At 71.1% G+C, this 26,655-nt stretch carries 28 protein-coding genes; 12 read left to right on the forward strand and 16 right to left on the reverse strand.

Features of this window, described 5'->3' with window-relative positions:
• On the forward strand, positions 1 to 238 hold a 238-nt coding region (locus AB0M76_RS25315), incomplete at its 5' end, for a hypothetical protein (protein ID WP_365955027.1).
• Between the two features lie 171 nt (positions 239 to 409).
• On the opposite strand, the gene AB0M76_RS25320 is transcribed toward AB0M76_RS25315, so the two are convergent.
• Positions 410 to 1,051, reverse strand: a complete 642-nt coding sequence (locus AB0M76_RS25320; RefSeq protein WP_365955028.1) for a DNA-3-methyladenine glycosylase — start codon at positions 1,049 to 1,051, stop codon at positions 410 to 412.
• 111 nt (positions 1,052 to 1,162) lie between these two features.
• On the opposite strand from AB0M76_RS25320, the gene AB0M76_RS25325 reads away from it, so the two are divergent.
• The 3 genes from AB0M76_RS25325 (at position 1,163) to AB0M76_RS25335 (ending at position 3,183) form a co-directional block, all read left to right on the forward strand.
• On the forward strand, positions 1,163 to 1,945 hold the full coding sequence (locus tag AB0M76_RS25325; RefSeq protein WP_266630575.1) for a sporulation protein: 783 nt from the start codon (positions 1,163 to 1,165) through the stop codon (positions 1,943 to 1,945).
• Positions 1,946 to 1,996: 51 nt separating this feature from the next.
• A complete protein-coding gene (locus AB0M76_RS25330; protein ID WP_365955029.1) occupies positions 1,997 to 2,530 on the forward strand; it encodes a YbhB/YbcL family Raf kinase inhibitor-like protein in 534 nt (177 codons plus the stop codon).
• Positions 2,531 to 2,679: 149 nt separating this feature from the next.
• Complete coding sequence (locus tag AB0M76_RS25335) at positions 2,680 to 3,183, forward strand: HNH endonuclease (protein WP_266630572.1); 504 nt, start codon at positions 2,680 to 2,682, stop codon at positions 3,181 to 3,183.
• 69 nt (positions 3,184 to 3,252) lie between these two features.
• On the opposite strand, the gene AB0M76_RS25340 is transcribed toward AB0M76_RS25335, so the two are convergent.
• The 4 genes from AB0M76_RS25340 to AB0M76_RS25355 form a co-directional block, all read right to left on the reverse strand.
• Positions 3,253 to 4,029, reverse strand: coding sequence for a sulfite exporter TauE/SafE family protein (locus AB0M76_RS25340; RefSeq protein ID WP_365955030.1), 777 nt, complete (start codon positions 4,027 to 4,029; stop codon positions 3,253 to 3,255).
• 109 nt (positions 4,030 to 4,138) lie between these two features.
• Positions 4,139 to 5,131 carry an SPFH domain-containing protein gene (locus AB0M76_RS25345; RefSeq protein WP_365955031.1) on the reverse strand — a complete coding sequence of 331 codons (993 nt, stop codon included), beginning with the start codon at positions 5,129 to 5,131 and terminating at the stop codon, positions 4,139 to 4,141.
• A gap of 93 nt (positions 5,132 to 5,224) precedes the next feature.
• Positions 5,225 to 5,653: an NfeD family protein gene (locus AB0M76_RS25350; protein ID WP_266668348.1), complete on the reverse strand. Its 429-nt coding sequence runs from the start codon at positions 5,651 to 5,653 to the stop codon at positions 5,225 to 5,227.
• Positions 5,654 to 5,742: 89 nt separating this feature from the next.
• Entirely contained in the window at positions 5,743 to 6,543 is an 801-nt protein-coding gene (locus tag AB0M76_RS25355) for an ABC transporter ATP-binding protein (protein ID WP_136227123.1), read from the reverse strand.
• Between the two features lie 145 nt (positions 6,544 to 6,688).
• Between AB0M76_RS25355 and AB0M76_RS25360 the strand changes: the two genes are divergently transcribed.
• Positions 6,689 to 7,471, forward strand: coding sequence for a hypothetical protein (locus tag AB0M76_RS25360; protein ID WP_365955033.1), 783 nt, complete (start codon positions 6,689 to 6,691; stop codon positions 7,469 to 7,471).
• An 89-nt stretch (positions 7,472 to 7,560) separates the two neighbouring features.
• Here the strand turns inward: AB0M76_RS25360 and AB0M76_RS25365 are convergent, their stop codons facing one another.
• The 3 genes from AB0M76_RS25365 to AB0M76_RS25375 all read right to left on the reverse strand — a co-directional run bounded on the left by AB0M76_RS25365 (position 7,561) and on the right by AB0M76_RS25375 (position 9,748).
• On the reverse strand, positions 7,561 to 7,806 hold the full coding sequence (locus tag AB0M76_RS25365; RefSeq protein WP_365955034.1) for a chaplin: 246 nt from the start codon (positions 7,804 to 7,806) through the stop codon (positions 7,561 to 7,563).
• Positions 7,807 to 7,968: 162 nt separating this feature from the next.
• Complete coding sequence (locus tag AB0M76_RS25370; protein WP_365955035.1) at positions 7,969 to 8,610, reverse strand: response regulator transcription factor; 642 nt, start codon at positions 8,608 to 8,610, stop codon at positions 7,969 to 7,971.
• Positions 8,603 to 9,748, reverse strand: a complete 1,146-nt coding sequence (locus tag AB0M76_RS25375; RefSeq protein ID WP_365955036.1) for a GAF domain-containing sensor histidine kinase — start codon at positions 9,746 to 9,748, stop codon at positions 8,603 to 8,605. The genes AB0M76_RS25370 and AB0M76_RS25375 overlap by 8 nt, the downstream gene beginning before the upstream one ends.
• Positions 9,749 to 10,220: 472 nt before the next feature.
• On the opposite strand from AB0M76_RS25375, the gene AB0M76_RS25380 reads away from it, so the two are divergent.
• Entirely contained in the window at positions 10,221 to 10,919 is a 699-nt protein-coding gene (locus tag AB0M76_RS25380; protein ID WP_365955037.1) for a transglycosylase SLT domain-containing protein, read from the forward strand.
• 101 nt (positions 10,920 to 11,020) lie between these two features.
• On the opposite strand, the gene AB0M76_RS25385 is transcribed toward AB0M76_RS25380, so the two are convergent.
• On the reverse strand, positions 11,021 to 13,576 hold the full coding sequence (locus AB0M76_RS25385; RefSeq protein ID WP_365955038.1) for an FHA domain-containing protein: 2,556 nt from the start codon (positions 13,574 to 13,576) through the stop codon (positions 11,021 to 11,023).
• Between the two features lie 275 nt (positions 13,577 to 13,851).
• Between AB0M76_RS25385 and AB0M76_RS25390 the strand changes: the two genes are divergently transcribed.
• Both AB0M76_RS25390 and serB read left to right on the forward strand, forming a co-directional pair.
• Entirely contained in the window at positions 13,852 to 15,363 is a 1,512-nt protein-coding gene (locus tag AB0M76_RS25390) for a streptophobe family protein (protein ID WP_365955039.1), read from the forward strand.
• A gap of 218 nt (positions 15,364 to 15,581) precedes the next feature.
• Complete coding sequence (gene serB / locus AB0M76_RS25395; RefSeq protein ID WP_365955040.1) at positions 15,582 to 16,781, forward strand: phosphoserine phosphatase SerB; 1,200 nt, start codon at positions 15,582 to 15,584, stop codon at positions 16,779 to 16,781.
• A gap of 69 nt (positions 16,782 to 16,850) precedes the next feature.
• Here the strand turns inward: serB and AB0M76_RS25400 are convergent, their stop codons facing one another.
• The 4 genes from AB0M76_RS25400 to AB0M76_RS25415 form a co-directional block, all read right to left on the reverse strand.
• Complete coding sequence (locus AB0M76_RS25400; protein ID WP_365955041.1) at positions 16,851 to 17,372, reverse strand: histidine phosphatase family protein; 522 nt, start codon at positions 17,370 to 17,372, stop codon at positions 16,851 to 16,853.
• A gap of 123 nt (positions 17,373 to 17,495) precedes the next feature.
• On the reverse strand, positions 17,496 to 17,711 hold the full coding sequence (locus AB0M76_RS25405; protein ID WP_365955042.1) for a hypothetical protein: 216 nt from the start codon (positions 17,709 to 17,711) through the stop codon (positions 17,496 to 17,498).
• 151 nt (positions 17,712 to 17,862) lie between these two features.
• The gene (locus tag AB0M76_RS25410; RefSeq protein ID WP_266630545.1) at positions 17,863 to 17,982 is read right to left on the reverse strand and encodes an SGM_5486 family transporter-associated protein; all 120 of its coding nucleotides are present in this window, start codon (positions 17,980 to 17,982) and stop codon (positions 17,863 to 17,865) included.
• A 5-nt stretch (positions 17,983 to 17,987) separates the two neighbouring features.
• Positions 17,988 to 19,289: an MFS transporter gene (locus AB0M76_RS25415; RefSeq protein WP_365955043.1), complete on the reverse strand. Its 1,302-nt coding sequence runs from the start codon at positions 19,287 to 19,289 to the stop codon at positions 17,988 to 17,990.
• A gap of 72 nt (positions 19,290 to 19,361) precedes the next feature.
• Here AB0M76_RS25415 and AB0M76_RS25420 point away from each other — a divergent pair, with 72 nt between their 5' ends.
• Positions 19,362 to 20,033 carry a FadR/GntR family transcriptional regulator gene (locus tag AB0M76_RS25420; RefSeq protein ID WP_365955044.1) on the forward strand — a complete coding sequence of 224 codons (672 nt, stop codon included), beginning with the start codon at positions 19,362 to 19,364 and terminating at the stop codon, positions 20,031 to 20,033.
• Between the two features lie 28 nt (positions 20,034 to 20,061).
• On the opposite strand, the gene AB0M76_RS25425 is transcribed toward AB0M76_RS25420, so the two are convergent.
• The 3 genes from AB0M76_RS25425 to fabG all read right to left on the reverse strand — a co-directional run bounded on the left by AB0M76_RS25425 (position 20,062) and on the right by fabG (position 22,203).
• Positions 20,062 to 20,493: a hypothetical protein gene (locus AB0M76_RS25425; protein WP_365955045.1), complete on the reverse strand. Its 432-nt coding sequence runs from the start codon at positions 20,491 to 20,493 to the stop codon at positions 20,062 to 20,064.
• A gap of 214 nt (positions 20,494 to 20,707) precedes the next feature.
• The gene (gene fabI / locus AB0M76_RS25430; RefSeq protein ID WP_365955046.1) at positions 20,708 to 21,478 is read right to left on the reverse strand and encodes an enoyl-ACP reductase FabI; all 771 of its coding nucleotides are present in this window, start codon (positions 21,476 to 21,478) and stop codon (positions 20,708 to 20,710) included.
• Between the two features lie 5 nt (positions 21,479 to 21,483).
• Complete coding sequence (gene fabG / locus AB0M76_RS25435; RefSeq protein ID WP_030162292.1) at positions 21,484 to 22,203, reverse strand: 3-oxoacyl-[acyl-carrier-protein] reductase; 720 nt, start codon at positions 22,201 to 22,203, stop codon at positions 21,484 to 21,486.
• A 185-nt stretch (positions 22,204 to 22,388) separates the two neighbouring features.
• Between fabG and AB0M76_RS25440 the strand changes: the two genes are divergently transcribed.
• The 3 genes from AB0M76_RS25440 to tyrS are packed head-to-tail and all read left to right on the forward strand — an operon-like array spanning position 22,389 to position 26,628.
• The gene (locus AB0M76_RS25440; protein ID WP_365955047.1) at positions 22,389 to 23,912 is read left to right on the forward strand and encodes a TldD/PmbA family protein; all 1,524 of its coding nucleotides are present in this window, start codon (positions 22,389 to 22,391) and stop codon (positions 23,910 to 23,912) included.
• Entirely contained in the window at positions 23,912 to 25,306 is a 1,395-nt protein-coding gene (locus AB0M76_RS25445) for a metallopeptidase TldD-related protein (RefSeq protein ID WP_365955048.1), read from the forward strand. Before AB0M76_RS25440 ends, AB0M76_RS25445 begins: the two co-directional genes overlap by 1 nt.
• A gap of 56 nt (positions 25,307 to 25,362) precedes the next feature.
• Positions 25,363 to 26,628: a tyrosine--tRNA ligase gene (gene tyrS, locus AB0M76_RS25450; RefSeq protein ID WP_365955049.1), complete on the forward strand. Its 1,266-nt coding sequence runs from the start codon at positions 25,363 to 25,365 to the stop codon at positions 26,626 to 26,628.
• Positions 26,629 to 26,655 lie beyond the last annotated feature (27 nt).

The raw sequence follows: 26,655 nt of genomic DNA on the forward strand, positions 1-26,655 counted from the left end.
CTCATCCACCGAAGTGGACGGGGTATCAACTTCTGGCGTTGATTTTTGGCACGCTGTTGAGTTCTCAAGGAACGGACGCTTCCTTTGTACTCACCTCAGTAACACTTACTGGGGCTTTCCTCCGGGCTTCGTTCTTCGTTTCCAACTCTACCAGATCATTTCCGTTGTCGTTTCCGACTTGGATTTGAATTCCGGTGGCCGTTGGGGGCCTTTGCCTTTCGGCGTTCCACCACTTTAGCGCTTATCCCTTGCGACTCATAATCGAGCCATCGGATTCGAATTCGGGCATGCCGAAATCGACCCCGCCAGGGGTACGTCGTAGGTAGTGGGTTGGCCGCTCCGGGGGTCTGCTGACAGCAGTGCCCCGTTCAAGCGGCTCGGGCTACGTTAGGCGTCCGCCAAGGGCGAGTCAAGTTGAGCGGCGGCGTGGCGCGTGGGCGCGATACGGGCTCACCGTCGGGTCGTGGGTGAGCCAGTAGCGGTACGGGTGGCCCGCGCCGGCGCCGCCGACTCCCGTGCGGGGACCGTTGCTCACCAGGTCGGGTGAGGTGGCGGTACCCGTCAGGAGTGCCAGGGGGGATTCCGGACCGGCACAGAGGTCGGCGCCGTCCAGGGAGCGGTCCACCGCCAGGGCAGTGGCCAGGCGGGCCGGGCCTTTGGCCAGTTCCTTGTCGCTTCTGGCTGAAAGTCGACGTTTGCGGGCCAGGTCCGCGCCCACGGTGATCTCGCCCGCGCGCAGCAGGACCCCGCTCGCGTGGTCGGGTGGGCCGCACACCAGGTTGAGGCTGAACCACATGCCGTAAATGAAGTAGACGTACGCGTGTCCGGGCGGACCGAACATCGATGCGTTCCGTCCGGTGCGGCCCCGGTAGGCGTGGGAGCCCGGGTCGGCCTCGCCCTCGTACGCCTCCACCTCCGTGATGCGGAGCTCGAGGGGGCCTTCGGGTGTACGCCGGACCAGGATGCGGCCGAGGAGATCCGGGGCCACCGTGAGGACCGGCCGGTCGAAGAAGGACCGGGCCAGGGGCGTACGGTCGGGGCGCGCGCTCATCCGGTCGAGCGTAGTGGAACGCGTGCACCTGCAACCGGGGCCTAAGGTTCCGCGTTTGTCAGTGTGTACTCGTAAGCGGTAGTCGCACGAGCCTTCAAGGGGAGTCAGAGCATGGGGTTCAAGAAGCTGTTCGCGGCGCTGGGTGCCGGCGGTGCTTCGGTGGACACGATCATCACCGAGCCGAACGTGGTGCCGGGCGGGATCGTCCAGGGCGAGGTCCGCATCCAGGGCGGTTCCGTGGAGCAGCAGATCGAGGGCCTGTCCGTCGGTCTCCAGGCGCGGGTCGAGGTGGAGGGGAACGACCAGGAGTACAAGCAGGACATCGTCTTCACCAAGCAGCGCCTCGGCGGTGCCTTCCAGGTGCAGGCGGGCGCCCTGCACGTGGTGCCGTTCGGGCTGGAGATCCCGTGGGAGACGCCGATCACCCACTTCGGGGGCCAGCACCTGCACGGGATGAACATCGGGGTCAGCACCGAGCTGGAGATCGCGCGTGCGGTGGACGCCGGCGACCTCGACCCGATCAACGTGCACCCGGTGCCGGCGCAGCAGGCGATCCTGGATGCCTTCCGTCAGCTCGGCTTCGGCTTCCGCAGTGCGGACATGGAGCGCGGGCACATCCGCGGGACGCGCCAGACGCTGCCGTTCTACCAGGAGATCGAGTTCCTGCCGCCGTCGCAGTACCGCGGGCTGAACCAGGTCGAGCTGACCTTCATCTCGGACGGCCGTGAGATGGACGTCGTCCTGGAGATGGACAAGAAGTCCGGGCTGTTCTCCGAGGGCAGTGACACGTACCGCTGCTTCCAGGTGGGTCTGCAGTCGTACCAGGAGACCGACTGGGCGGCTTACCTCAACCAGTGGATCGCGTCCGTGGGTTCGCAGCGCAACTGGTTCTAGGCTCGGGCCCGGTACTGGTTCGGTACTGGTTCGCGATCAGGAGGTTCAGCAGTGGCCGAGCAGAACAGGGCACCTCTTCCGCACGACTTCCACCCTCAGGTGCACGCGTTCTCCGTGGAGAGTGTGGATCTGGAGCCCGGTGCGGACCTGGGTGACGCCCAAGTCCTGCGGGGCGGGAACGTCTCGCCGCATCTGCGGTGGGAGGGGTTCCCGGAGGGGACGAGGAGTTTTGCGGTGACGTGCTTCGACCCGGACGCCCCGACGGGCAGCGGGTTCTGGCACTGGGTGCTCTTCGATCTGCCTGCGTCGGTCACCGAGCTGCCGGCCGGGGCGGGGAGCGGGAAGTTCGAAGGGCTGCCCGCCGGGGCCGTGCACGTACGGAACGACTACGGCACGAAGGACTTCGGCGGGGCTGCTCCGCCGGCCGGGGAGCGGCACCGGTACGTGTTCACCGTGTACGCGGTGGACCAGGAGAAGCTGGGCCCCGGTGCGGACGTCTCGCCGGCGGTCGTCGGATTCAACCTGCGGTTCCACTCGTTGGGCCGGGCGCAGCTGATCGGTGAGTACGAGGGCCCCACGGGCTGATCGTTCGCCGTGTGTTTGCCCGGTCCTGGTCTAAAGGCGGCCAGGACCGGGCATTTTTATTGCGTTGTCCCGCGTGGCGCGCGCGGCCAGAGTGGTTGCGGGCCCTGCCGCCGGTGTGGTTGCGGGCCTGCACACGGGAGGTGGGCGAGATGCGGGACACGCTGGTGCTGAATGCGAGCTTCGAGCCGCTGTCGACGGTGACGCTGAACCGGGCTGTGGTCCTGGTGCTCCAGGACAAGGCCGTCGTCGAGCAGTCGCATCCGGAACTGCGTGTGCGCGGTGCCTCCATGGACCTTCCGCTGCCCCGGGTGATCAGGTTGTGCCGGTACGTTCGGGTGCCGTTCCGAAGACATGCCCCCTGGTCGCGGAGGGGGGTGCTGGTCCGGGACCAGCACCGGTGCGCGTACTGCGGGAAGCGCGCGACGACCGTGGACCACGTACTGCCCCGGGCCCAGGGCGGCGGGGACACGTGGTTGAACACGGTGGCCTCCTGTGCCGAGGACAATCACCGCAAGGCGGCCCGGACTCCGGAGGAGGCGGGGATGCCGCTCCTCCGGAAGCCCTTCGTACCGTCTCCGGCGGACGCCATGCTGCTGGCCCTGGGGGTGGGGGGCCGCGATGCGCTGCCTGACTGGCTGGAGCGTTCCGCCTAGTACGGCCGGTCCGGCTGGTCCGGCCGCATCATCGTCGGTGCGCTGGGCGACGTAGTTCCGCTACGTCGCTCAGCGCAACAGCAACTGCACGATCGCGATGACGCCGACCGTCACGATGACCGCGCGGAGCACGGTCGGCGACAGGCGGCGGCCGACCTTGGCGCCGATCTGGCCGCCGAGGGTGGAGCCGACGGCGATCAGGAGCACGGCCGTCCAGTCGAACTCGGCGACGAACAGGAAGAAGACGGCCGCGATGCCGTTCACGAGGGCGGCGATGACGTTCTTGACGGCGTTGATGCGCTGCAGCTCCTCGTGGAGGAGCAGGCCCATCAGGCCGAGGTAGAGCACGCCCTGGGCGGCGCCGAAGTAGCCCCCGTATGCGCTGGAGAGCAGCATTCCGGTGAGCAGGGCGGGGCCGCCGTCGGGGTGTCCGGTGTCTCCTCCGGCGGCTTCCTGGCGCTTGCGCAGGGCCGCGGCGAGCCGGGGCTGGAGGATGACGAGCACGAGGGCGAGTCCGATGAGGACGGGCACGATCGTGTCGAAGGAGTCCGACGGCAGGGTGAGGAGCAGGACGGCGCCCGCGAGTCCCCCGACGAGGGAGACGGCGCCGAGCCGGATGATGCGACGGCGCTGGCCCTGCAGCTCCTTGCGGTAGCCGATGGCCCCGCTGATGGAACCGGGCACCAGGCCGAGGGTGTTGGACACGTTGGCGGTGACCGGCGGGAGTCCGGTGGCGAGCAGCACCGGGAAGGTGATGAGCGTGCCGGAGCCGACGATGGTGTTGATGGTGCCGGCGCCGATGCCGGCGGCGAGCACCGCTACTGATTCCCAGATGGACATGGACATGGACTGGGCCATCCCCTTTGCATGAGTGAGTCGCCTCCCCGCCATGAAGGTCGAGGGGCCTCACTGATCATGCAGGAGGGGATGCCGGTCCGGGGCGTGCGGGGGGGGGTCAGTCGATCGGGGGCTGCTCGCGCCGGTCCGTGCCGTTCGCGCCGTTGCCGGCGCCGTTTCCGTCGGCTCCGGCGGACTTGCCGGAGTTCTGTGGGTTGAAGCCCGAACCGCCGCCCATGGGGCCGAAGTTGCCCATGGCTCCCGAGAGGCCCTTGAGCGCGTCTCCGATCTCGCTGGGCACGATCCAGAGCTTGTTGGCGTCGCCTTCGGCGAGCTTCGGGAGCATCTGGAGGTACTGGTAGGCGAGGAGCTTCTGGTCGGCGTCGCCGGCGTGGATGGACTCGAAGACCGTACGGATGGCCTGCGCCTCGCCCTCGGCGCGCAGGGCCGCGGCCTTGGCCTCACCCTCGGCGCGCAGGATGGAGGACTGCTTCTCGCCCTCGGCGCGCAGGATCTCGGACTGCCGGACACCTTCGGCCTGGAGGATCGCGGCGCGCTTGTCGCGGTCGGCGCGCATCTGCTTCTCCATCGAGTCCTGGATGGAGGTCGGCGGCTCGATCGCCTTGAGCTCGACGCGGTTGACGCGGATGCCCCACTTGCCGGTGGCCTCGTCGAGGACTCCGCGCAGGGCCGCGTTGATCTCCTCGCGGGAGGTCAGGGTCCGCTCGAGGTCCATGCCGCCGATGATGTTGCGCAGGGTGGTGACGGTGAGCTGCTCGATGGCCTGGATGTAGCTGGCGACCTCGTACGTCGCGGCCCGGGCGTCGGTCACCTGGTAGTAGATGACCGTGTCGATGTTGACGACCAGGTTGTCCTGGGTGATGACCGGCTGCGGCGGGAACGGCACGACCTGCTCGCGCAGGTCGATGCGGTTGCGGATCGAGTCGATGAACGGGACGACGATGTTGAGGCCCGCGTTGAGGGTGCGCGTGTAGCGGCCGAAGCGTTCGACGATGGCGGCGCTGGCCTGCGGGATCACCTGGATCGTCTTGACCAGTGCGATGAAGACCAGAACCACCAGAATGATCAGGACGATGATGATCGATGACATGTGGTTCCCCGTGCCCTTCCGGCTGTCTGTGCTGCCCCGTTGGGCGAGTCTCGCAGACCTCGCCGCCGCGGGTCGGCTCCTTGGCTCACAAGCTCACATCACGACCGCGGTGGCTCCGTCGATCTCCACGACGTCCACCTGCTGGCCCGGTTCGAAGCTGCTGTCCGCGTCGAGGGTGCGCGCGGACCAGATCTCGCCGGCGAGTTTGATCCGGCCTCCGCTGCCGTCGACGCGTTCGAGGACGAGCGCGCTTCTGCCCTTCAACGCGTCGATTCCGGTGCGGTGTTGGGGCCGCTGCTCGCGGTGGTGGTTGGCGATCGAGCGCACGACGGCGACGAGCGCCACCGACACGATGACGAAGACCAGGACCTGGGCGACGATTCCCCCGCCGAACGCCGCCGTGACGGCGGCCGCGACCGCGCCGACGGCGAACATGCCGAACTCCGGCATCGCCGTCAGGACGAGCGGGATGCCCAGTCCGACCGCGCCGATGAGCCACCACAGCCACGCGTCGATGTTCACATGGTCATGGTAGGTCCGGCGGGCGCGGTCGGGACAGGGTGCGACGGCGCCCGTACCGGCGGTGTCTGCCCGGTACCAGGCCGTCTCACCTAGCGCAGCGGGAGGCCCTGGGCGGTCCAGCGGTCGTGGTCGTTGCGCTCGACGACGAGCGGGAGGCCGAAGCAGAGCGAGAGGTTGCGGGAGGTCAGCTCGAGCTCGATCGGGCCCGCGGTGACGACCTTGCCCTGGCGGATCATCAGGACGTGGGTGAAGCCGGGGGCGATCTCCTCGACGTGGTGCGTGACCATCGCCATGGACGGCGCGAGCGGGTCGCGGGCGAGGCGGCCGAGGCGGCGTACGAGGTCCTCGCGGCCGCCGAGGTCGAGACCGGCGGCGGGCTCGTCGAGGAGGAGCAGCTCGGGGTCGGTCATCAGGGCGCGGGCGATCAGGGTGCGCTTGCGCTCGCCCTCGGAGAGGGTGCCGAACTTCCGGTCGAGGTACTCCGTCATGCCGAGGCGGTCGAGAAAGGCGCGGGCGCGCTGCTCGTCGATCTCCTCGTACTCCTCCTGCCAGGTCGCCGTCATGCCGTAGGCGGCGGTGAGGACGGTCTGCAGGACGGTCTGGCGCTTGGGGAGCTTGTCGGCGAGCGCGATGCCGGCGACGCCGATGCGCGGGCGCAGCTCGAAGACGTCGCTGCCGGGCTTGCCGAGGGTGCTGCCGAGGATGGTGGCGGATCCCTTGGTGGGGAAGAGGTAGCTGGAGGCGAGGTTCAGCAGCGTGGTCTTGCCGGCGCCGTTGGGGCCGAGGATCACCCAGCGCTCGCCCTCCTTCACCGACCAGGAGACCTGGTCCACCAGAGCCCGGCCCTCGCGGACCACGGATACGTCCACCAGCTCCAGAACATCGCTCATGAGCGTGTTGTCTCCCCTTGCAGTCTCGGTTTCGTCTGTGCACCGGTAGGCGCAGCCCCAGGGGAAAACCTACGCCACTCGGCGAGGGGTCCGGGCGCCAGGTGGGCAGGGGGGCCGGATCCGGGGTGATCCGTAAAGTGGGGGAATGCTTTTCGAACCACGTTCAGGGCGGTTGGCCGCCTGGGGGAACGCACTGCTGGCCGGACTGGCCTCGCCCGACGAGGCCGTGTTGTCGATCGTGGGCGAGGACGCCGTGCACCGGGTGGAGGGGCTGCCGGGCGAGTCGGGTCCGGTGGGCCTCACGCTCGCGCTCGGGCGGATGCGGGCGCTGGGGGTGACCGGGCTGCGGGTGGCACTGCCGGCGCCTGGGCATCCGCTGGGGCTGAGCGGGCCGGCGGAGTTCAATGCGCGGGCGCTGGATGCCGAGGAGGCGGTGGTCGCGGTGGGCGCGGCGCTGGGTCTGGTGCCGGAGGTGGCCGAGGCCGGGCCGGAGGGGGACGTGCACGTCTCGGTGACGTGGCACTGCCTGCCGGTACGGGAGGCCCCGCCGGCGGACGTGCCGTCGCTCGGTGAGGCGGAGCGGGAGCTGGCAGAGGCGCTGCGCGAGGCGACGGTGGTGCTGACCCGGCTGGACGTGGCGGGGTCGGGGCCGGTGGCGGAGGCCGCGCTGTCGGCGTACCGGGCGCGGGCGGAGGCCGGGCGGGAGGTGCTGGCGCCGGGGTATCCGGCGCGGGCGGTGCGGGTGCTGTCGCTGGCGCAGCGGGTGGATCTGCTGGTGTCGCTGGCGTACGAGCACGGGCCGGGCGGTGCGGTGGCGGCCTCGGAGATGGCGGCGAGGGCGGAGGCGCTGCGGCCGGTGGAGCGGGTGGCCCGTCAGGCGCTGGTAGCGGCGTACAACTCGGCGGTGGAGGAGCGCGAGCGCGGCTAGGGGGCGGCTAGGGGGCAAGACACCCCCTGACGCGCCGCGGCCCCGCTTCCCGGGGAGAGGTGGGGGAAGCGGGGCCGGTGGAGGGGGCGTCAGGCGTTCACGCCGGTGTTGCCGAAGGCGCCGTTCAGCAGGCCGATCACCGTGACGGTGTTGCCGACCACGTTCACCGGGACGTGGACGGGGGCCTGGATCAGGTTTCCGGAGGCGACGCCGGGCGAGCCCACGGCCTGGCCCTCCGCCGACGCACCGCCGTGCGCCGAGGAGACACCGGCGCCCGCGGCAAGGAGGCCTCCCGCGATCATGGTGACGGCAGTGGCCTTCTTGATGTTCTTCACGTTCTTCGTCCTCCAGTACGTCTGCCGCGGCCAGCCGCCGCGGCACGTCATGAAGAACGGGTCATCCGACGAACGGGATGCGCCATGTGGGCGACATCCACCCGATGGTATGAATCCGGGATCGGAGCTGGACGGTCCGTTTCCGGCCTGCTCCGGCCCGGTTCAGTCCGTGATCCCGTGCCTGACCGCCCACAACGCGGCCTGCGTGCGGTCCGCGAGGTCCAGTTTCATCAGGATGTTCGAGACGTGCGTCTTGACCGTCTTCTCGGACAGCACCAGCGCACGGGCGATCTCCCGGTTGGAGCGGCCGTCCGCGATGAAGGACAGGACCTCCCGCTCCCGCTCGGTCAGGGAGCCGCCCCGGCTCGACGAGGGCTGTTCCTCCTGGGAGAGCAGGGCCTCCGCCACCTCCGGCTGGAGCAGCACGTGCCCGGCGTGGACGGAGCGGATCGCTCCGGCCAGGGCGTCGGGGTCGATGTCCTTGTAGACGTATCCCGCGGCGCCGCCCCGCAGGGCCGGCACGACCGTCCGCTGCTCGGTGAAGCTGGTGACGATCAGCACCCGCGCCGGGTTCGCCAGTGCGCGCAGCCGGCGCAGGGCCTCGATGCCGTCGGTGCCCGGCATCTTGATGTCCATGAGGATCACGTCGGGCCGCAGCTCCTCGGCGCGGGCCACGCCCTCCTCGCCGTCGGCGGCCTCCCCGACCACCTCGATGTCGTCCTGGACCTCCAGGAACGTGCGCAGGCCGCGGCGGACCACCTGGTGATCGTCCACGAGCAGAACGCGGATGGGCGTGTCAGCCACCGGGGACCTCCATCTCGATCGTGGTGCCCGTACCGGGCTCCGAGTGCACGGTGAGGCGGCCGCCGGCGCCGCTCGCCCGGTCCCGCATGGAGACCAGGCCGAGGTGGCGCCCGGCCGCGCGGATCGAGGAAGGGGAGAAGCCGCTTCCGTTGTCCGTGACGGTCAGGACGGCTCCCGCGTCCCGGCGGGCGAGGGTGACCTCGACGCGGTCGCCGCCCGAGTGCCGCAGGGCGTTGTGGAGGGCCTCCTGGGCCACCCGGAGCAACGCCTCCTCCTGGGCAGCCGGGAGGGCCCGTACGCCGTCACAGGTGAAGGTGACGTGCGCGGTGTGGGCGCGGTCGAGTACGTGGACCTGGTCGCGGAGGGTGGCGACGAGGCCGTCCTCGTCGAGGGCGGCCGGGCGCAGCTCGGTCACGGCGGCGCGCAGCTCGTCTGCGGCCTCCGCGGCGAGGGCGGCGACCTGCTGGAGCTCGCCCTTGGCGCGGGCCGGGTCTCGGTCCACGAGGGTGGCGGCGGCCTGGGCGGTCAGGCGGAGCGAGAAGAGCTTCTGGGCCACGGCGTCGTGCAGCTCGTGGGCGAGGCGGGAGCGCTCCTCGGCGATGGTGAGCTCGCGGCTGCGCTCGTAGAGCCGGGCGTTGGTGAGGGCGATCGCCGCGTGCTGGGCGAGGAGGGCGAGGAGCTCCTCGTCCTCCTCTGTGAAGCCGCCGGGTCTGCGTTTGTTCGCGAGGAAGAGGGCGGCGAGGGTCTCCTCGCCGTCGCGGACGGGCTGTCCGAGGAAGTCGGACATCTCGGGGTGGGCGGCGGGCCAGCCCTCGAAGCGGGGGTCCTTGCGTACGTCGGCCAGCCGCTCGGGGCCGTCCTGGTGGAGCATCGCGGCGAGGATGCCGTGCTGGCGGGGCAGCGGGCCGATCCGGCGCCACTGCTCCTCGGTGATGCCGTCGACGACGAACTGGGCGAAGCCACCGTGGTCGTCCGGGACGCCCAGGGCCGCGTACTCGGCGTCCAGCAGCTCGCGGGCCGAGACGACGATCGTGCGCAGGACGTCGCGGACCTCCAGCCGGCGGCTCATGGCGAGCAGCGCGGTACTCACGGCGGCGAGGCCGCCGCGGGGTCCTCCGAAGACGGGACTACCGGTCATGGGCTCACCGTACTAGCGGCTCTGACCTGCGGGATCGGGCTCGAGCCCTAGGGCTGGGGGCGGTGTCTCCTCCTCCTTGGGGAGGGGGTCGCGGGGGTCTTCTCTGACTTGGGGATGACGGCCTACGCCGGTTTGTGGTCCTCAGGGTGGAGAATTCCGTTACAGAATGCATTGCTTCAGCAACGGATGGTGAGACTGTTACGTGGCCGATGTGAGCCCGCACATAGGACCCACGTCACTTACGAAGGCGCCTAGTGGACGTGTAAAGACGGTGTCAGCACTGCTGCGCCTAGCGGCTGGCCCGGAATTCCGGGATCGGCGGCGCCCCCTGATCCACTAAGCGGCATCGTACGTCACACCTTTGCCACAAGATTTTGCCGCCGCTAAGAATTGCTCCCGTCGCACAGCACCGCGGATCCCGGATCCAACGGCGCTTTCCTGCGGCTCCCGCTATTCGAAGAGGTTGCTACGCATGTCCAAGACCAGCACCCCCGGCCAGATTCGTCGTCTGACGAAGGCGCACAAGATGTCCTTCGCCGCCGTTGCCACCATCGGCGCCGCCGCCCTGGCCGCCACCCTCGTCCCCGCCGGCACCGCCGACGCCGGCACGACCGTGGCCGCCGCCCCCGTGGCGTGGACCCAGGCTGTCGAGGGTGTCCAGGCCAAGACCGTGCAGCACCTCTCCGCGCAGACCAAGCTGGCCACGGACGCCGCGAAGCTCGAGGCCGCGGTGAAGGCCAAGGCCGCCGCCGCGAAGGCGAAGGCCGACGCCGACGCCGCAGCCAAGGCGAAGAAGGACCGCGAGGCGAAGGCGGCCGCCAGCCGCTCCACCGTCCGCAAGCCGATCTACGCGAACAACCTTGACGGCTGGATCAAGGAGTCGCTGGCGATCATGAAGGCGCACAAGATTCCGGGCACGTACAACGGCCTGTACAAGAACATCATGCGCGAGTCGAGCGGCAACCCGCGGGCGATCAACAACTGGGACATCAACGCCCAAAACGGCATCCCCTCGAAGGGTCTGCTCCAGGTCATCAAGCCGACCTTCCTCGCGTACCACGTCTCCGGCACCCCGCTGGACCAGTACCACCCGGTCGCCAACATCGTCGCCGCGGCCAACTACGCCGCCGACCGTTACGGCTCGATCGACAACGTCAACAGCGCCTACTAAGGGCCACGGGCGTAGCAACCCCCATGCGCCTCAGGGCGGCACCCGGTATCCGGGTGCCGCCCTGAGGCGTTCGTGGCGGGGAGTGCGCGCAGCGGTGCCGGCTAGTTGCGCATGACCTCGGGCTCGTGGCGGCGCAGCAGCTTCTGCACGGCGAAGCCGCAGGCGACGCCGATGAGCAGCAGGATCGTGATGTTCACACCCCACTGGGCGATGGAGTGCTCCCACAGCGGGTCGGTGTTGGACGGGTTCTGCTGGTCCCACGGCGGCATGAGCTTGCCGAGGTCGAGCGTGGTGCCCGCGGCGGCGACCGCCCAGCGCGACGGCATCAGCCAGGCGAACTGCTCCAGGCCGGGCGAGTCGTACACCTGGAAGAGGATGCCGGTGAACACGACCTGGACGATCGCGAACATGACCAGCAGCGGCATGGTCTTCTCGGCGGTCTTCACCAGCGCGGAGATCACCAGGCCGAACATCATCGACGTGAAGCCGAGCGCGGTGACCGACAGGCACAGCTCGACGGCCGGCGGCATGACCAGGCCCTCGGTGGGCAGGTCGCGCGGGACGAAGCCGATGGCGCAGATGACCGCGCCCTGGATGGCCGTGATGAAGCCGAGGACGATCACCTTCGACATGAGGTACGCCGACCGGGACAGGCCGGTGGCACGCTCGCGCTCGTAGATGACCCGTTCCTTGATCAGCTCACGGACCGAGTTCGCGGCGCCCGAGAAGCACATGCCGACGCAGAGGATCAGCATGATCGTGCCGGCGTCGCCGTTGAAGCGGGACGGCGGCTTCGGCGGCGCGAGGCCGAAGGTCGCGGGGATGACCGTCGAGACCACGCCCAGGACCGCGGGCAGGATCAGCATCAGGGCCAGGAAGCCCCTGTCGGACGCGATCACCGAGACGTAGCGGCGGATCAGGGTCCACAGCTGGTCGCCCCAGCCCTGCGCCTTCGGCGGCATCAACTGCTGAATCGGCGCCATGGCGACCTGCTGCGGGGCGACCGAGTCGAGGTCGGCGGCGTACAGCTGGTAGTGCTGCGAGCCCTTCCAGCGGCCGGCCCAGTCGTAGTCGCGGTAGTTCTCGAAGGCCGAGAAGACGTCCGCCCACGTGGTGTAGCCGAAGAAGTTCAGCGCCTCGTCCGGCGGGCCGAAGTACGCGACCGAACCGCCCGGGGCCATGACCAGCAGCTTGTCGCACAGGGCCAGCTCGGCGACGGAGTGGGTGACGACGAGGACCGTGCGGCCGTCGTCGGCGAGGCCGCGCAGCAGCTGCATGACGTCGCGGTCCATGCCCGGGTCGAGGCCGGAGGTCGGCTCGTCCAGGAAGATCAGCGACGGCTTGGTGAGCAGCTCCAGGGCCACGGACACGCGCTTGCGCTGACCACCCGAGAGCGAGGTGATCTTCTTGTCCTTGTGGATGTCGAGCTTGAGCTCGCGCAGGACCTCGTCGATGCGGGCGGCGCGCTCGGACTCGGCGGTGTCGCCGGGGAAGCGGAGCTTGGCCGCGTACTTGAGGGCCGTGCTGACCTTCAGCTCCTTGTGCAGGATGTCGTCCTGCGGGACCAGGCCGATGCGCTGGCGGAGCTCCGCGAACTGCTTGTACAGGTTGCGGTTGTCGTAGAGGACGTCGCCCTCGTTGGCGGGCCGGTAGCCGGTCAGCGCCTTGAGCAGCGTCGACTTTCCGGAGCCGGAGGGGCCGATGACGCCGATGAGCGACTTCTCCGGGACGCCGAAGGTGACGTCCTTGAGGATCTGCTTGCCGCCGTCGACCGTCACCGTGAGGTGGCGGGCCGAGAAGGAGACGTCACCGGTGTCGACGAACTCCTCGAGCCGGTCGCCGACGATCCGGAACGTCGAGTGGCCGACGCCGACGATGTCGTTCGGTCCGAGCAGCGCGGTGCCGGACTTGGGCAGCGGCTGGCCGTTGACGTAGGTGCCGTTGTGGCTGCCGAGGTCGTGGATCTCGAAGCGGCCGTTCGCCGAGCGGAACTCGGCGTGGAGGCGCGAGACCTGGAGGTCCGAGACGACCAGCTCGTTCTCCAGCGCACGGCCGATCCGCATGACGCGGCCGACGGCGATCTGGTGGAACGTCGTCGGGCTGCGGTCACCGCCGTAGACGGGAGCGGCACCCTGTGCGGGCACGCCGGCGCCGCCGCCCTGCTGCTGCGGGAAGTGCGGCTGCTGCGGCTGCTGGTGGGCGGCGGCCTGCTGCGGCTGCTGCTGCCAGGCCTGCTGCTGCGGCTGCTGCGCCTGGGCAGGGGCCTGGTACGCAGGGGCGGCCTGCTGGGCCGGGGCCTGGTAGGCGGGCGCCGGGGCCTGGTAGGCCGGCGCCGCCTGCTGCGGTACTGCCTGTTGCGGCGCGGCGGCGGCGCTCAGATTGAGCCGCGGGCCGTCGGTGGCGTTGCCCAGGTGGACCGGCGTGCCGGGCACGAGCTCGGTCTGCTGGACCCGCGCACCGTGCACGTAGGTGCCGTTGGTGCTGCCGTGGTCCTCGATGCCCCAACCCCGGCCGTTCCAGGCAATGGTGGCATGCCGCCACGACACCCGGGCGTCGTCGATCACTACGTCTCCCTGGGGGTCGCGCCCCAGCGAGTACGACCTGGACGGATCGAGCGTCCAGGTCCTTCCATTCAATTCCAGTACGAGTTCCGGCACTCCAGCCCCACTTAGGTCCCCCGAGAATCCCCCTGACGTCAGGGAGTCCGACGTCAGGGAGTCTAGGGATGGCGAACATCCGGGGGAACTATTTCAGGCCTGGGGCCACATGTGGAATCGGGGCCTTCCCGGGGCGTCTACGCCTGCCCGTTGACGGGGTCGAAAGTCACCCGGAGAGTGAGATACGGGACTTCTCGCCCTGGCCGGGCCCGTCCCGCTCGGCACGCACACCCGCCACACCCACCGCACACGCTCGGCACGCATCGGGGGCACGCATGCGCCGCATTCGCTGGGGAGACGTGGTCCTGTCGGCCATCGCCGCCACCGGCTGGGCCCTCGTCGTGATGGCCGGGGTCGCCGCGCTGGGGCTCCACCTGCTGGGCGCCGACGCCGCGGGGGGCTCGCTCGGGGCGATGACGGCCGCCGTGGTGGTCGTCGCGATCGGCGGCACGGTGACCCCGTCGGGGGACGTGTCGGTCCTCGGGGTCACCGGGCCGGGTGCGCAGACCTCACTGGACGTCATGCCGCTCGGGGTGGGGCTGGCCGGGGCGCTGGTCCTGGCCCGGATCTTCCTGCGGTCGGTGCGGACCGGGGCCGGGCCGGGGGAACTCGCCGCCCGGGCGGTCTCGGTGGCGGTGTTGCTCGTCGCCGCGGCGGGCGGGCTGGCCCGGGCCGGGCACGACGTGGTCACCCTGGACGGGCCGCGGCTGCCGAGCACCCCGCCGAAGGTGATGGTCCCCGGGATCGGGGACATCGGCGGGCTGCTCCCGGACCGCATCGGCGACCTGATCGACACCGAGGCCCGGGTGGGGTTCTCGGTGGAGTTCGGGCCGACGCTGCTGGGCGCGGCGCTGTGGGTGCTGGCCGTGCTGACGGTGGCACTGCTGGCTTCGCGGCGCGGCCCGGCGGCGTTCGCGCGGCTGCGGCCCGCGGTGTCGGCGCTGGTGGTGGCGCTGCTGGTGGCGGTGGCGGCCGGGCTGGCGGCGGCGGTGTGGGCGGCGCTGGGGGACGACCATCCGCGGCGGGTGCTGGGCGCCGCGCTGCTGGGGGCGCCGAACGGGGCCTGGACGGGGATGCTGCTGGGGCTGTTCGTACCGTTCGACGGGCAGGCCACGGGCACACTGGGCCGGCTGCTGCCGGATCCGCTGGACGATCTGCTGGGGATGTCGGCCCGCGAGCCGGTGACGGTGGCCCGGCTCGCGGAGTACGACGGGCGGGTCTGGCTGCTGGTCGCGGGGGTGGGGCTGCTGCTGCTCTGTGCCGGTGTGCTGGCCGCCGTACGAACCCCGGGGCCCGGGATCCCGGGGTGCGCGGTGCGACTGTCGGCCGTGACCGGGATGGTGCTGGCGGGACTGGTGTGGCTGACGGGGGTGTCCGTCGACGGCTCGCTGTCGGTACTCGGCGTCGACGCGGTGGACGCCGGGGTGGAGCTGCGGGGCGACGCGCCGTACGCGCTGCTGCTCGGGGCGGCCTGGGGTGCGGCGGCGGGCGGTGCGGGGGCGCTGCTGGCCCGGCGCCGCCGCCCGCCGCGGCCGGTCCCGGCGCCGCCGGGGGCTGCGCCCGATGCGCCGACGGCCCCGTACCGGCCCCCGCCGGGGCGGCCGTACCCGTACCCGAACCCGAACCCCGGGCCGAACCCGTCCCCCGACCCGTACGCCGAGCCCGACGGCTCCTGGGACGTCACGATCACGTGGCTGCCCCGGAGGCCCTCCGGGCGCCCGGCTCCGCCCCACCGCCCGCCTTTCACCCCGCCCCCGCCGCCGCCGCCGCTCGGGCCCCCGGGCTGAGCCGTCAGGAAAGGGGCGGGGCGTATCAAATCGAACATGGTCGGCCGCCCGCCTGCCCCGAAGGCCCCTGACACCTTCCCGGCGGCCCCTGTTCACCCCGCCGCCGTCCCCCGGACGCCTGCACCGGGCAGCGGCGGGGAGCACTCAGCCGGAGAATGGTTCCGGCAGGTGGGACGGGGGTCCAAGCACGGAGGGCGGGAAGATACGGTGAGGGCACCATGAGCGCTTCGCAGACCTCCGACGTCCCCACCCTCCTCGTCAAGATCTTCGGCAAGGACCGTCCCGGGATCACCGCCGGGCTGTTCGACACCCTCGCCGCCTACTCCGTCGACGTCGTCGACATCGAGCAGGTCGTCACCCGCGGCCGCATCGTCCTGTGCGCCCTCGTCACCAAGCCCGCCGGCGGCGCCGAGGGCGAGCTGCGGGCCACCGTCCACAGCTGGGCCGAGTCGCTCAAGATGCAGGCCGAGATCCTCTCCGGCACCGGCGACAACCGGCCGCGCGGCAGCGGCCGTTCCCACGTCACCGTGCTCGGGCACCCGCTGACCGCCGAGTCCACGGCCGCCATAGCCTCCCGGATCACCGCGACCGGTGGCAACATCGACCGTATCTTCCGGCTCGCCAAATACCCCGTGACGGCTGTCGAGTTCGCCGTGTCCGGCTGCGAGACCGAGCCGCTGCGCACGGCCCTGGCCACCGCCGCCGCGCACATCGGCGTCGACGTGGCCGTGGTCTCGGCCGGCCTGCACCGCCGGGCCCAGCGCCTGGTCGTCATGGACGTGGACTCGACCCTCATCCAGGACGAGGTCATCGAGCTGTTCGCCGCGCACGCTGGCTGCGAGACCGAGGTCGCCGAGGTGACCGAGCGGGCCATGCGCGGTGAGCTGGACTTCGAGCAGTCGCTGCACGCCCGCGTGAAGCTGCTGGCCGGCCTGGACGCCTCCGTCGTGGACAAGGTCCGCTCCGAGGTGCGGCTCACGCCGGGCGCCCGGACCCTGATCCGCACCCTCAAGCAGCTCGGCTACCAGGTCGGCGTGGTCTCGGGCGGATTCACCCAGGTGACGGACGATCTGCAGGAGCGGCTGGGGCTGGACTTCGCCTCGGCCAACACCCTCGAGATCGTGGACGGGAAGCTGACCGGCCGGGTCACCGGCGAGATCGTGGACCGGGCGGGCAAGGCCCGGCTGCTGCGCCGCTTCGCCGCGGAGGCCGGCGTACCGCTGGCCCAGACGGTGGCCATCGGCGACGGCGCCAACGACCTGGACATGCTGAACGCGGCCGGGCTGGGCGTGGCCTTCAACGCCAAGCCGGTGGTCCGCGAGGCCGCGCACACGGCGGTGAACGTGCCGTTCCTGGACGCGGTGCTGTACCTGCTCGGGGTCACCCGTGAAGAGGTCGAGGCCGCCGGCCTGACCTGACCCGCCCGTGTACGAGGACGGGCCCCGGCGCGGATCGATCCGCGCCGGGGCCCGTCCTCGTATCCGTGCTCAGTGGTCCTTGGGGGTCCAGTAGTCGAGCAGCGTGCCCACGCCGTGCTCCACGGACTTCCAGGAGCCGGTGAAGGAGACGACGGCGAACGCGGCGGTCGGGAACCCGGTACGGGTCATCCGGGCCAGGGTGTCGCCCTCCGCGCGCCCGGCGAGGGCGTCGGCGAGGGCGTGCACGCCCGGGTTGTGGCCGATGACGAGGAGGTCCTTGACCTCGTCGGACGTCTCGTTCAGCAGGGCGATGAGCTCGCCCAGCGAGGCGTCGTACAGCCGTTCCTCGTACGAGGTCCGCGGCCGGTGCGGCATCTCCTGGACGGCGAGCTTCCAGGTCTCACGGGTGCGGGCGGCGGTGGAGCAGAGGGCCAGGTCGAAGGCGATGCCGGTCTCGGCCAGCTTCAGCCCGGCGGCCGGTGCGTCCTTGCGGCCTCGCTCCGCCAGCGGGCGCTCGTGGTCGGACACCTCGGGCCAGTCGGCCTTGGCGTGCCGGAGGAGGACGATCCTGCGGGGTGTGTCGGCGCTCATGGCTCCCAGCTTCGCATGGATCGGGCCTTGGGGCGCAGGGTGTTGGGGGCTGCGCCGCGGGTGCGGGCGGCTCCCGGCGCACGCCGGCGCGGGCGCCCGGCGGGCGGTCGGGGCGTACCCCGGTCAGCCGACGAAGCGCAGGAGCTGTTCGGCGACGTGGAGGAGCGCGGAGGCCTCGCCGGAGGCGGCATGGGCCTCGGCGGAGCCGGCGAGGAGCAGCAGCAGGAGGCTGAAGGCGAGCGCCGGCAGGGCCAGCGCCCACCAGTGCAGCCGGGCGCTCGCGCCGTGGACTCGGAGACCGGGGCCGGGGATGTGCGGGGGAGTCGTGGGGGCCGACATGGGCCGCCTCCGTGGGTGCGCGGGGTGGGACTGGCTCGCTCTCTTCGAATCTATGGATCCGAAGGCGCGGGGCCCATCCGGGGCACACCCCACTCGACCCTGAACCTGTCCCCCTAAGGGTTGGTGGGGTTACCCCCACCAACGGCCCCTGTCAGGGGGAGACGACGGTCGCGAGGACGGAGATGATCACGGTCACGACGAGCATGGCGCCGAGCACCATGCCGAGCTTCTTGTGGCTGTTCTGCGGGTTCGGTTCGAGTACGGGCGACATGCCGCTCAGTCTCGCATGCCGCATTCGTCCTCGATCGTGCGGTCCCGGCCGGCCAGGACGCCCAGCGCGATCTGCGGGATCAGCAGGCCCGCCATGAGGGTGAGGGGCAGGTCCCAGCCGCCGCTGTGCTGGTAGAGGGCGCCGATGAGGAGCGGTCCGGGGATGGAGATGAGGTAGCCGACGCTCTGGGCGAAGGCGGACAGCTTGACGACGCCGGCCGGGGACTTGGCGCGCAGCCCGATCAGCGTGATGACGAGGGGGAAGGCGCAGTTGGAGACGCCGAGCAGGAGCGCCCAGGCCCAGGCTCCGGCGGCCGGGGCGAAGTGGAGGCCGGTGTATCCGACGAGGCCGAAGACGCCGAGGGTGACGGCGATGGCCCCCTGGTTCTTCATCCGGCCGGCCAGGTTGGGGATGACGAAGGCGAGCGGGACTCCCATGACCATGGTGACGGCGAGCAGGACGCCGGCGGTGGAGGCGGAGACCCCGGCGTCGCGGAAGATCTGCGGGAGCCAGCCCATGGTGATGTACGCGCCGGTGGCCTGGAGGCCGAAGTAGCAGGCCAGGGCCCAGGCGGTGCGGCTGCGGACGATCTTCGGGCCCGTGTCCGCCCGTACGTGCGCGGCCGGCTCGGAGGCGGCGGCCCGCTTCTCCCGCCGGGCGGCCGCCGCGACGGGCAGCCAGGGCAGTACGGCGACCACCGCGAGCACGGCCCAGACCAGCAGGCCCGTACGCCAGCTGCCGCCGAGGGCGGAGGTCATGGGGACGGTCGCGGCGGCGGCGAGCGAGGTGCCGAGGGCCAAGGCCATGGAGCACAGGCCGGTCATGGTGCCGACGCGGTCCGGGAACCAGCGCTTGACGATGACGGGGAGCAGCACGTTGGTCAGGGCTATGCCCGCAAGGGACAGGGCGCTGGCGGCGAGGAAGCCGGCGGCGTTGTGGGTGAAGGGCCGGATCAGCAGGCCCGCCGCGACGGCGGCCATGCCGGCGCAGACGACGGCGGCCGGGCCGAAGCGGCGGGAGAGCCGGGGCGCGGTGACGCCGAAGACGGCGAAGCAGAGGGCGGGGACGGAGGTGATCAGTCCGGCGACGGTGCCGCTCATGCCGAGGCCCGTGCGGACCTCCTCGAAGAGGGCGCCGAGGCTGGTGATGGCGGGCCGCAGGTTGAGGGCGGCCAGCACGATGCCGACGATGAGGACCGGGCCGAGCCAGGTGGGCTGGGGGCGCGCGGGAGCGGCGGGACGGGCCTGTGGGGGTACCGTGCGCGCGGCCTGGGGCCGGTCGATGGTCTGGATTTCTTCGTCGGGCATTACACCATCATAGAATCATGGGATGATTGGTTGTCCACCTCCAGACCGGACCTCCGAGAGGACCCTGCACGTATGCCGCTGACCTCGCCCCGGCGATCCGCGCTGGTCGACCAGGTGATCGCCCAGCTCAGGAACCAGATCACGTCCGGCGAATGGCCCGTCGGATCCCGCATCCCCACCGAGCCGGAGCTGGTGGAGCTGCTGGGCGTCGCCCGCAACACCGTGCGGGAGGCCGTCCGCGCCCTCGCGCACAACGGGCTGCTGGACATCCGGCAGGGCTCGGGTACGTACGTCATCGCCACCAGCGAGCTCGCCGGGGTGATGCACCGCCGCTTCGCGGGCGCCGACCCGCGGCACATCGCGGAGCTCCGCTCGACGCTCGAGTCCTCCGCGGCCCGGCTGGCGGCGGAGCGGCGGACCGAGCGGGACCTCGGACAGCTGGACGCGCTGCTGGCGCGGCGCGAGGAGGCCTGGGCGAGCGGGGAGGCGGAGCGGTTCGTGGCGGCGGACGTGGCGCTGCACATGGCGGTGGTGGCGGCCTCGCACAACGAGGTGCTCATCGAGCTGTACGCGGACCTCGGCGACCTGGTGGCGGACTGGCTGCGCACGGACGTCGGCACGGAGCTGGATCCCGCGTCGCACCTGGACCACGCCCGGCTGATCGAGGCGATCCGGCTCGGCGACGGGGACGCGGCGGCGTCGGAGGCGGCGGGCTATCCGTTCGTGTGCCTCGGCCGGAAGTAGCGCGGGGTTCGCGAGCGAGCCGGCCGGGTCAGAGCCGCTGGTGAGTGACCCAGGCCGAGCGGACTTCCTTCCAGCAGCGGCCGGCGAGCTCGACCCGGCCGGCCGGTCCGACGGCCACGGCGGCACTGTCCGCGTCCAGGTCCCACCAGCGGTCGCATTCCACGTGCAGGCGGACCAGATCGGTCTCCGGATAGCCGTTGTGGCAGGCCGCCGTCACCTGCGAGCCCTCGATCAGGGTGTCGCAGTCGGCGCCGAACAGCTCCCGGGCGGCGGGCGGCTCGGGCCGCAGTGGCGGCTCTGCGGGGATCTGGTCGAGATCCACGACGGCGGGGGCCGCCGCCTCGGGCCCGAGGGCCGGGTCTCCCCCCTCGGGCTGCGCGACGGCGCCCGGGACCAGGAGGCCCGTCAGGACCACCGAGGTGACCAGCAGCGATACCGCTCGGCTCCGCCTCCTACGCACGGCCGCACCTCCTCCCCGCCGGAGCCGGGAAGATCCCGACCCGGTCAGTTTGCAGGCATCTGTCCCGGTTTACGACTCGGGAAGATCCGGCCGGAGGGCGAAAATCTGATCGAGCGCCCGGCCGGAATCCCGCCCCCACCGGCACGTACGGCGGCGGCCGCGCCCCCCGGAAGGGAGACGCGGCCGCCGCCGTACGGACGTACGAGTACCTCGCTCAGGCACCCATCGCGTGCAGGCCGCCGTCGACGTGGACGATCTCGCCGGTGGTCTTCGGGAACCAGTCCGACAGCAGGGCGACGATGGCCCTGCCCGTCGGCTCCGGGTCGCTCATGTCCCACTCCAGCATCGAGCGGGAGTTCCAGACGTCCGCCAGGTCCGAGAAGCCCGGGATGGACTTCGCGGCCATCGAGCCGAGCGGGCCGGCCGAGACCAGGTTGCAGCGGATGTTCTCCTTGCCCAGGTCACGGGCGAGGTAGCGGCTGGTGGCCTCCAGGGCGGCCTTGGCCGGGCCCATCCAGTCGTACTGCGGCCAGGCGAACTGCGCGTCGAAGGTGAGGCCGACGACGGCCGCGCCCTCCGCCGGGAACAGCGGCTTGCACGCCATGGTCAGCGACTTCAGCGAGAACGCCGAGACGTGCATGGCGGTCGCGACCGACTCGAACGGGGTGTTCAGGAAATTGCCGCCGAGGGCGTCCTGCGGCGCGAAGCCGATGGAGTGCAGGACACCGTCGAGGCCGCCGAGCTCGTCGCGGACGAGGCCCTCCAGGCGGGCCAGGTGCTCGTCGTTGGTGACGTCGAGCTCGATCACCTTGACCGGCTTGGGCAGCTTCTTGGCGATGCGCTCGGTCAGCGTCGGGCGCGGCCACGCGGTGAGGATGACCTCGGCGCCCTGCTCCTGGGCCAGCCGGGCGGCGTGGAAGGCGATGGACGACTCCATCAGCACCCCGGTGATGAGGATGCGCTTGCCGTCGAGAATTCCGCTCATGGTGATCAGTGACCCATGCCCAATCCGCCGTCAACGGGAATGACGGCTCCTGTGATGTACGCGGCGTCGTCGGACGCCAGGAAGCTCACGGCTGCCGCGATCTCCTCGGGCTGCGCGTAGCGGCCCAGGGGCACCTGCCCCACGATGCCCGCGCGCTGCTCGTCGGTGAGCACCTTCGTCATGTCGGTGTCCACGAAACCGGGGGCCACGACGTTGAAGGTGATGTTGCGGGAGCCGAGCTCACGGGCGAGCGAGCGGGCGAAGCCGACCAGCGCGGCCTTGGAGGCTGCGTAGTTGGCCTGTCCGGCCGAGCCCAGCAGCCCGACGACCGAGGAGATCAGGACGACGCGGCCCTTCTTGGCACGCAGCATGCCACGGTTCGCGCGCTTGACCACCCGGAAGGTGCCGGTGAGGTTGGTGTCGACGACGGACGCGAAGTCCTCCTCGGACATGCGCATGAGCAGCGTGTCCTTGGTGATGCCGGCGTTGGCCACCAGCACCTCGACCGCGCCGTGCGCGTCCTCGATCTGCTTGTAGGCCTGCTCCACCTGCTCGGAGTCGGTGATGTCGCAGCGGACCGCCAGGACGCCGAGCGCGGTGAGCTCCTGCGGCGGCTCACCCGACCGGTACGTGATCGCGACCTTGTCGCCGGCCTGCGCGAAGGCTCGGGCGATGGCGAGGCCGATGCCCCGGTTTCCTCCGGTGACGAGAACCGAGCGGCTCAACGGATCACCCTTTCGACTAGCGGTCTGATTACCAAAAACCTATAGGCCGGGCCCCCCGAGCGGAGAATCGATCTCCCACAGGGCCTCGGTACGGGCTCTGTCGAGTCCCTACAGAAAGATGTAGGCACAAGCGCCCCGAGCGCGACATGATCGAGGCGACCGGCCCCGACCCCGGGAGGACTTCCGTGCCCCATTCCATCGACGCGGCCTTCACCGCGCTGCCCCTGCGGGCGCTCGCCGACGCGGCGCTCGCCCGGGCCCGCGCGCTGGGCTGCGACCATGCCGACTTCCGGCTCGAGCGGATCCGCAGCGCCTCCTGGCGGCTGCGGGACGCCAAGCCCGCCGGCGGCTCCGACACCACCGACCTCGGGTACGCGGTCCGCGTGGTGCACGGCGGCAGCTGGGGGTTCGCCTCCGGTGTGGACCTGACCATGGACGCCGCCGCCAAGGTGGCCTCGCAGGCCGTGGCCATGGCGAAGCTGTCCGCCCAGGTCATCAAGGCCGCCGGTTCCGAGGAGCGGGTCGAGCTCGCCGACGAGCCGGTGCACGCCGACAAGACGTGGATCTCCGCGTACGACGTGAACCCGTTCGAGGTGCCGGACGCCGAGAAGGCGGCCCTGCTCGCCGACTGGAGCTCCCGGCTGCTGGCCGCCGACGGGGTGGCGCACGTGGACGCCTCGCTGCTCGCCGTGCACGAGAACAAGTTCTACGCCGACACCGCCGGCACCATGACCACGCAGCAGCGCGTGCGGATCCACCCGCAGCTCACCGCGGTCGCCGTGGACTCCGGCACCGGCGAGTTCGACTCGATGCGCACCATCGCCCCGCCGGCCGGGCGCGGCTGGGAGTACCTGACCGGCACCGGCTGGGACTGGGACGCCGAGCTCGAGCAGATCCCCGTACTGCTCGCCGAGAAGATGCGGGCGCCGAGCGTCGAGGCCGGACGCTACGACCTGGTCGTGGACCCGTCCAACCTGTGGCTCACCATCCACGAGTCCATCGGCCACGCCACCGAGCTCGACCGGGCGCTGGGCTACGAGGCGGCGTACGCGGGGACCTCCTTCGCCACCTTCGACCAGCTCGGCAAGCTCAAGTACGGCTCCTCGATCATGAACGTGACCGGTGACCGCACCGCCGAGCACGGCCTCGCCACCGTCGGTTTCGACGACGAGGGCGTCCAGGCGCAGAGCTGGGACCTGGTCAAGGACGGCACCCTGGTCGGCTACCAGCTGGACCGGCGGATCGCGAAGCTCACCGACCTGGGCCGCTCCAACGGCTGCGCCTTCGCCGACTCCCCCGGGCACGTGCCCGTCCAGCGGATGGCGAACGTCTCGCTCCGGCCGGATCCGGGCGGGCTGTCCACCGAGGACCTGATCGGCGGGGTGGAGCGCGGCATCTACGTCGTCGGCGACCGCTCGTGGTCGATCGACATGCAGCGCTACAACTTCCAGTTCACCGGCCAGCGGTTCTTCCGGATCGAGAACGGCAAGCTGGCAGGGCAGCTGCGCGACGTCGCCTACCAGGCCACGACCACCGATTTCTGGGGCTCGATGGAGAAGGTCGGCGGGCCGCAGACGTACGTACTGGGCGGCGCCTTCAACTGCGGCAAGGCCCAGCCGGGCCAGGTCGCGGCGGTCTCGCACGGCTGCCCGTCCGCGCTGTTCCGCGACGTGAACATCTTGAACACCACGCAGGAGGCGGGACGCTGATGTCGACGAGTCGCACGAATCCACACGAGATCGTCGAGCGCGCGCTGGAGCTGTCCACCGCCGACGGCTGTGTCGTCATCGCCGACGAGGAGTCGACGGCCAATCTGCGCTGGGCGGGCAACACGCTCACCACCAACGGCGTCACCCGCGGCCGGACCCTGACGGTCATCGCCACGGTCGACGGCAAGGAGGGCACGGCCTCGGGGGTCGTGTCGCGCTCCGCCGTGACCGCCGCGGACCTGGAGCCGCTGGTCCGGGCCGCCGAGGCCGCGGCACGGGGCGCAGGCCCGGCGGAGGACGCCCAGCCGCTGGTCACCGGCACCCCGTCCTCGCCGGACTTCACCGACGCCCCCGCCGAGACCTCCTCGGCGGTGTTCGCGGACTTCGCGCCGGCCCTCGGCGAGGCCTTCGCCCGGGCCCGCGCCGGCGGCCGGGAGCTGTACGGCTTCGCCAACCACGAGCTGGTCTCCACGTACGTCGGCACCTCGACCGGGCTGCGGCTGCGCCACGACCAGCCGAACGGCACCCTGGAGCTCAACGCAAAGTCCCCCGACCGGCAGCGCTCGGCCTGGGCCGGCCGCTCCACCCGGGACTTCAAGGACGTGGACCCGACCGTGCTGGACGCGGAGCTGGCCGTACGGCTGGGCTGGGCCGAGCGGAAGATCGACCTGCCCGCCGGCCGGTACGAGACCCTGCTGCCGCCGACGGCCGTGGCCGACCTGCTCATCTACCAGATGTGGTCCGCGGCGGCCCGGGACGCGGTGGAGGGCCGGACGGTCTTCTCCAAGCCCGGCGGCGGCACCCGGCTCGGCGAGAAGCTGTCCGGGCTGCCGCTGACCCTGCGCAGCGACCCGAACGCGCCGGGCCTGGAGTCCGCGCCGTTCGTGATCGCGCACAGCTCGGGCGACGACGCCTCGGTCTTCGACAACGGCCTGCCGGTCCCGGCGACCGAGTGGATCCAGGACGGCCGGCTGGCCCGGCTGACCACGACCCGGCACAGCGCGGCGATGACCGGGATGCCGGTCTCGCCCGGCTTCGGGAACCTGATCCTGGACGGCGGCGGCGACAAGTCGCTGGAGGAGATGGTGGCCGCCACCGAGCGGGGCCTGCTGCTGACCTGCCTCTGGTACATCCGCGAGGTCGACCCGGCGACGCTGCTGCTCACGGGCCTGACCCGGGACGGCGTGTACCTGGTGGAGAACGGCCAGGTCGTGGGCGAGGTGAACAACTTCCGGTTCAACGAATCGCCGGTGGACCTGCTGTCGCGGGCCTCGGAGGCGGGCCGGACCGAGAAGACCCTGCCGCGCGAGTGGAGCGACTGGTTCACCCGGGCCGCGATGCCCGCGCTGCGGATCCCGGACTTCAACATGAGCTCGGTCAGCAAGGGCGTCTGATCCACCTAGACTGAATCCTTGGCGCGACGCACACCATCCGAAGGAGTCGAGAAACCGTGACGGACATCGTCGACGAGTTGAAGTGGCGCGGGCTCTTCGCCCAGTCCACCGACGAAGAAGCGCTCCGCAAGGCGTTCGCGGACGGTCCGGTCACCTTCTATTGCGGCTTCGACCCGACGGCGGCCTCGCTGCACGTGGGACACCTCGTACAAGTGCTGACCGTACGCCGGCTCCAGCTGGCCGGGCACCGACCGCTGGCGCTGGTCGGGGGGGCCACCGGGCAGATCGGTGACCCGCGGCCGACCGCGGAGCGGACCCTGAACGACCCGGAGACCATCGCGAACTGGGTGACCCGGCTGCGCACCCAGATCGAACCGTTCCTGTCCTTCGAGGGCGAGAACGCGGCGCTCATGGTGAACAACCTGGACTGGACGGCGGGCTTGTCCGCCATCGAGTTCCTGCGGGACATCGGCAAGCACTTCCGGGTCAACAAGATGCTGACGAAGGACTCGGTCGCCAAGCGGCTCGACTCCGACCAGGGCATCAGCTACACCGAGTTCAGCTACCAGCTGCTCCAGGGAATGGACTTCCTGGAGCTGTACCGGCGCTACGGCTGCGTGCTCCAGCAGGGCGGCTCCGACCAGTGGGGCAACCTGACGGCCGGGCTCGACCTGATCCACCGGGTCGAGCCGGGCGCGGTCGTGCACGCGCTGGCGACCCCGCTGATGGTCAAGGCGGACGGCACCAAGTTCGGCAAGTCCGAGAGCGGGGCCGTGTGGCTCGACCCGGAGATGACCACGCCGTACGCGTTCTACCAGTTCTGGCTGAACGTGGACGACCGGGACATCTCCACCTACATGCGGATCCTCTCCTTCAAGTCCCGCGAGGAGCTGGAGGAGCTGGAGGCGCAGACCGCCGAGCGGCCGCAGGCGCGCGCCGCCCAGCGGGCGCTGGCGGAGGAGCTGACCACGCTGGTGCACGGCGCCGACCAGTGCGCGGCCGTGATCGCCGCGTCGAAGGCGCTGTTCGGCCAGGGCGAGCTGGCGGACCTGGACGAGGCCACACTGGCCGCCGCCCTGTCCGAGCTGCCGCACGCCCGGGTCGGCGAGCTCGGCCTGGTGGTGGACCTGCTCGCGGAGACCGGGCTGGTGGCGAGCAAGTCGGCCGGCCGCCGGACCGTGAAGGAGGGCGGCGCCTACGTGAACAACGCGAAGGTGACCGCCGAGGACGCGGTCCCCGCCAAGGAGGACCTGCTGCACGGGCGCTGGCTGGTGCTGCGCCGCGGCAAGAAGAACCTGGCGGCGGTCGAGGTCACGGGCTGACGCCCGGGGCCTGACGCCTGAGCGCGG

This window comes from Streptomyces sp. NPDC051364 (genome assembly GCF_040682115.1).
Classification (GTDB): Bacteria; Actinomycetota; Actinomycetes; order Streptomycetales; family Streptomycetaceae; genus Streptomyces.